At 70.2% G+C, this 5,651-nt stretch carries 6 protein-coding genes; all 6 read left to right on the forward strand.

What is annotated here, in order from left to right; all coding sequences use genetic code 11:
* Positions 1 to 381: intein-containing replicative DNA helicase (locus H3C53_13120; GenBank protein ID MBW7917607.1), on the forward strand; the 381-nt coding region annotated here is incomplete at its 5' end.
* A gap of 203 nt (positions 382 to 584) precedes the next feature.
* Entirely contained in the window at positions 585 to 1,772 is a 1,188-nt protein-coding gene (pilM, locus tag H3C53_13125) for a type IV pilus assembly protein PilM (protein ID MBW7917608.1), read from the forward strand.
* Positions 1,765 to 2,373, forward strand: a complete 609-nt coding sequence (locus H3C53_13130) for a hypothetical protein (GenBank protein ID MBW7917609.1) — start codon at positions 1,765 to 1,767, stop codon at positions 2,371 to 2,373. The genes pilM and H3C53_13130 overlap by 8 nt, the downstream gene beginning before the upstream one ends.
* Entirely contained in the window at positions 2,370 to 2,954 is a 585-nt protein-coding gene (gene pilO / locus H3C53_13135; GenBank protein MBW7917610.1) for a type 4a pilus biogenesis protein PilO, read from the forward strand. The genes H3C53_13130 and pilO overlap by 4 nt, the downstream gene beginning before the upstream one ends.
* Before the next feature lie 3 nt (positions 2,955 to 2,957).
* Entirely contained in the window at positions 2,958 to 4,181 is a 1,224-nt protein-coding gene (locus tag H3C53_13140) for a hypothetical protein (protein MBW7917611.1), read from the forward strand.
* A gap of 2 nt (positions 4,182 to 4,183) precedes the next feature.
* On the forward strand, positions 4,184 to 5,650 hold the full coding sequence (locus H3C53_13145; protein MBW7917612.1) for a hypothetical protein: 1,467 nt from the start codon (positions 4,184 to 4,186) through the stop codon (positions 5,648 to 5,650).
* Position 5,651 lies beyond the last annotated feature (1 nt).

Raw genomic sequence — 5,651 nt, forward strand, 5'->3', positions numbered from 1 at the left:
GGCACGTCCGCGGCGGCCGGGGCGGCAGCGGCGCGCGCCACGGCCAGGGCTGCGCCCGCGACCGGTGGGTCCGACCTCGTCTGGGACGACATCGTCGCCATCGAGCCCGCCGGCACCCATCCCGTGTTCGACCTGACAGTGCCCGGCCCGGCGTCGTGGCTGGCCGACGGCGTCGTGATGCACAACTCGGGGGCCATCGAGCAGGACGCCGACCTCGTCATGTTCATCTACCGCGACGAGTACTACGACCCGCACAGCGAGAAGCACGGCATCGCCGAGATCATCGTCGGCAAGCAGCGCAACGGACCCACCGGCAGCCTGGAGCTGCAGTTCCACAACGCGCACGTGCGCTTCAACGACCTCGCGAAGGGGCCGCACTGAACCGGCCGGGCGCCGCCCGCGCGCATGAGGCGTGCGAGAAAGCCCACATCGGCCTCTCAGGGGCCCTTCATGCGCACCCATCGACCAGGACGCGATAACCGGCTCGGACCCGGCCAGGGAGGCGGCCCGTCGGAAGGCATTTTTCACGTGGGGGCGGAAAGGCCCCGTGGTAGACTCCCCCAGATTTGCTAGGAGGAGACGGTATGGCCTCACTACGCGAGCGGATGTCTCGCTTGCTCAGTCCCAAGATCGAGGCAGTCGGGCTCGAGGTGGGGACCAGCGCGCTGAAAGTGGTGGAGCTGCGCGCCGGTAACCCCCCGACGCTGGGCGCCCTCGCCGTGCGGCCGATGCCTCCTGGCCTCGTCACCGAGGACGAGGTCACCGACCCACAGGGGCTGGCAGAGGAGATAAAGGCGCTCTTCCATGAGGCCGGGATACAGCGCCGCTTCACGGTAACGGCCGTCAGCAACCGCCAGGCCATCACGCGTAACATCCACGTTCCGCGCATGACCGTGGCCGAGCTGGACGAGGCGATCCGCTGGGAAGCGGAGCGCTACATCCCTTTCCCGATCGACGAGGTGGTCCTCGACTACTTCGTGCTCGACAACCCTGAGGACGTCGAGGAGGGGGGTCAGCTCGAGGTCGTCATCGCGGCCGCGCGGCTCGACGAGGTGTCGCAGCAGGTCGAGTACCTGAAGCACGCCGGGCTCGAACCGCACGTCATCGACGTGAAGCCGTTCTCGCTGCTGCGCGCGCTGCGCGGGTCGCTCCACGGCGAGCACCTCACGAAGGACACCCTGTCGGGCGAGAACTTCACGGAGGCCAACGAGATCGGGGTTGTGCTCGAGATCGCCGCCAGCACCTCGACCGTCACGCTCGTGCGCGGGCAGCGCGTCCTCATGAACCGCAACATCAACGTGAGCGGCGACGACTTCACCGCCGCGGTGCAGCGCGCCTTCGGGCTCGACTTCGACAGCGCCGAGGACGTGAAGATCGAGTACGGCACCGCCACCATCCCGACCGAGGACGAGGAGGACCTCCTCAACTTCGACGCCAAGCGCGAGCAGTTCTCCCCCTCCCGCGTGTACGACGCGCTGCGCCCCGTGCTGGTCGAGTTGACCACCGAGATCCGGCGCTCGCTCGAGTTCTTCAGGGTGCAGTCGGGCGACGCCACCATCAGCCGCATGGTGGTCACGGGCGGCGGCGCCAAGCTGCGCGGGCTGCCCGAGGCCATCGGCGACGCGCTCGGCATCAAGGTGGAACTCGGCGACCCGTGGCTGAGCGTCACGGTCGACGAGAACCGCTTCGACACGCACTACCTCAGGAAGGTCGGCTCCGAGTTCGCGGTGCCCCTCGGGCTGGCGCTGAGGGGGGTGGCCGGCGTTGATTAACATCAACCTGCTCCCCAAGAACCTCAGGCGCGTGCGCGAACCGGGCTACTGGCACCTCCTCGCCGTGGCCTTCCCGCTGCTGGTCCTCATCGTGGCCGGCATAATGCAGTACTCCGCCATGGCGACCGCCAACAACCTGCAGCGGGAGAAGCTGGCGCGCGAGGACCAGCTCGCCCTGCTGCAACCGTTCCTGCGCGAGCAACGCGACCTGTTGTCGCGCCAGCAGCAACTCAACCAGCTCATCAGCGTGGCGCGCAACGTGCGCGAGAACACGGTCACCTGGACGGGCGAGATCGCGGGCCTGCTCGAGACCCTGCCCGTCGGCGGCGGCACCCGCCCCGACATCGACTTCCGCACCCTCACGATGCAGAGCGTCGTGCCCGCCCGCTCCGACCCGCAACGCTACGAGGGTAAACCCGTCACGGCCGAGATGTCTGTGTCGGGCACCGTCGTGAGCCCGGAGGTCCTCGCCGACTTCATCCGCGCCCTCGAGCGCAGCCCCGACTACGGCGTGGCGTTCCAGAACGCGCAGCGCGACAGCGAGGAGGGGTACTACCAGTACTCCCTCACCGTCGGCGCGTTGGGCGGAGGTCAGCCGTGAGCCGCTCCTTCGACCTCCGGCGCCTCAAGCAGCGCGACTGGGCCATCATCTTCATCGTCGTCTCGCTCCTCGCCGCGGTGGCCTGGTACTTCTACCTCTACTCCCCCACCCAGGACCGCATCGCCCAGCTAGAGTCCGACATCACGCGCCTCGACGCCGACATCCGCCGCGGCGAGGACGCGCGCCGCAACCTCCCGAACCTGCGCCTGGCGGTGGCCGAGCTCGAGGCCGATCGCCGCGAGTTCCTGTCGCAGTTGCCCCGCGAGAGCGACATCGCCGGCCTCATTGACTCCCTGCGCGCCAGCGCGCTCGACTCGGACGTCGTGATGCAGTCGTTCGGCCAAGGGTCGGCGCAGGAGCAGGTGCAGGACGTGAGGTCGATCGGCTTCAACATCACGACCGAAGGCACCTACTCGCAGACGATGGATTACCTCGCTCGCCTGGAGACCATGCAGCGCTTCGCCAAGGTCGGTCAGGTGTCGCTCAACCTGGAGGACAACGCCTCGACCGACCCGCTGCTCAACGCCGCCTTCTCGTTCACCGTCTACGTCTACACGGGTAGCGATCCAGGGGAGCAGTAGGCCATGACCCTTTCGAGAACCGCTCGCATCCTCATCGCCCTGCTGCTCGTGGCCGCCGCCGCCTTCTTCTGGGTGAACTTCTTCAACCAGCCCGAGACGCCGGCGCCGCTCCTGAGCCAGCCCGCCACCGTCCCCGGCGCGGCGGCCGCCGACGCGGCGCGCACCTCCCCCACCACCGCGCCCACCACCGGCGCGGGCGGGGAGGTGGGCTCGAGCCCCACCGTGGAGAGCGCCACGGCGCAGGCCACCGGTACCCCCGCCGCGACCCAACCGGGCGCCGCCGACGTGGCCACGACGACCACCCCGGTCGCCCCCGCCGTCGTGACGCCGCCCACGGTGGTGCTCCGCGACCTGGTCGTCGACGACCTCCCCTTCCTCGTCACCGCGCCACCCAGCCCCGAGGCCCAGGTCGAGGCCGACGCCACCGCCGACCCCACGCGACCGCAAGCCGGGCGCCGCGGCAACATCAACCCGTTCTCCCCCGTGGTGGTGCAGGCGCCACCGGCGCCGCCCGCCCAGGTCGTCGCCGAGGCCGCGCCCAGCCGCGAGCCCGACGTCGTGATCGTCGAGAACGGCACGGGCGGCCCCGCAGGCCCGGCCGACGCCACCCTGGTCGGCACGCCCGGCGCGCCCAGCGCCACGCCGGCCGGGGCCAGCGCCCGCACCGTCGTGCCGCCCGCCCCGCGGCCGCTGGCGCCGGCACCCACGCGCGCCGCCGACCTGCCGCGTCCGCTACCCAGCGGCACCCTCCCCATCACCCCCGACATCCTTCGCGACTCCCGCACCGTCGCCAGCGTCCCGAGCGGCCCCGCCAACCTCGCTGAGGTGGCCGCGGTTCGGGTGCCCGACCAGTCGGCCCCGGCGCCGCTCCCGGCCGTCACGCCTCACGACGAGGCCACGGTCATGGCCGGCCCGGGCGTGCTCGGCCCCGGCCGACCGACTGCCGAATCGGTGACGGCGTCGACCACCAACACCCTGCCACTCGTCGTTGGCGCCGACGCGCTGAGCCGCTACCTGCGCGACAACGACGTGCGCTTCACTGGCACCGCTCTCGGGCCCCTCAGCGTGGGCGTCTTCCGGGCCAAGCAGTACGACCAGCCGGTGGTGCTGACCCTCGGTCAGGCCCTGCCGGACACGGAGATCGTGCTGGCCGACCTGCGCGGTTACGAAGCTAAGTTCTCGCTGGGAAACAACACCCAGGTGCTCTCCTTGGATATCAGGCGGTGAACATGAAGCGGATCCTCATCACTACGCTCCTCGCGGCCCTGGCTCTCGCCTCCGCACAGGGAACGCTCGCGCCGTTGCCGGCGGACGGGCGCTTCGACGCCCCGGTCGAGTTCAGCACCGGCGCGGGCGGCGAGCTCCTCTCGACGATGATCACGGCGCTCGCGAAGGCGATCGACCTGACGGCCGTCACCGACGACGTGCCGGAGAAGACCATCGTCTACGACATCGGCGACCCGAAGCCGTTCCGGCAGGTGTGGAACCTCGTCCTCACGCTCAACGACCTTGACTACGTGCTGCTCGACAACGACATCGTGGTGGTGGGCTCGCCGGCGTCGGTGGCGAGGCTGCGCGCCCCGGCCGCGCCCGAGACCGCCACCGAGACGGCCCCCGCCCCCGCCGACCTGGAGCAGCGCTTCTACCGCGTCAACACGGACCCCGACCAGGTCGTCGAGATCCTCCAGCGCGCCATGCCCGGCCTCGACGCCCAGGCGCTGCCCGGCGTCCACAGCATCATGGTGCTCGCCACCGAGAGCGACCACGACCGCGTGGGGCGCCTCCTCGCCCAGTTCGACACCGCCGCCGAGCAGGTCCACCTCGAGCAGCGCACCTACTTCCTGAGCAACGCCGTGGCGCGGGACCTCGCCGACGTGCTGCAGAAGACCGGCATCGTGACCACCGACGCCGAGGGCAACCCGGGTCAGTCGGTCGACTTCACCGTCGTGGCCGAGCCGCGCGCCAACGCCCTCATCGTGACGGGCACGAACGCCGTGCAGGCGCGCTTCGCCGAGCTCATCCCGCAGCTCGACCAGCGCCGCCAGCAGGTGAACGTCCAGGTGCGCATCCAAGAGGTGGCTCACAGCATCACGTACGACCTCGGCCTCGACATCACGGGCGGCCTCGGCCAGCTCTCGGCGAGCATCCTCGACACCGGCCTGCGCTTCATCTTCGACTCCGCCGCCGCCGTCTCCTCCTTCAACATCGGGGCGGTGCTCGACGCGCTCGAGACGCAGGGCCTGTCGCGCCGCGTCGACGACGGCAACATCACGGTGCTCGACAACCAGACCGGCCACATCCAGTCGGGCGGGACCATCCTCATCTCGCTGCCCGGCGCCAGCGAGAACATCGAGCGCGAGATCCCCTACGGCGTGCAGCTCGAGATCACGCCGCGCGTGGCCAACGACGGCAGCGTCACCCTGGTGATCGACGCCAAGGTCGAGGACCTGCTGTCGGCCGCCAACGACCCGAACTTCGTGCACCTCTCCAACCGCTCCGTGACCTCGACCATCAACCTGGAGCCGGGCCAGACGGCCCTGCTGGGCGGGCTGATGCAGAACCAGTTCAAGCTCACCAAGAAGCGCGTCCCGGTCCTCGGCTACATCCCCATCATCGGCGAGCTGTTCGGCTCGACCACATCGGAGGACGAGACCACCGACCTCCTCCTGATCGTGACCGCTCAGGTCGTCGACTGAC

The sequence above is a fragment of the Trueperaceae bacterium genome (assembly GCA_019454765.1).
In the GTDB taxonomy this organism is placed as follows: domain Bacteria; phylum Deinococcota; class Deinococci; order Deinococcales; family Trueperaceae; genus JAAYYF01.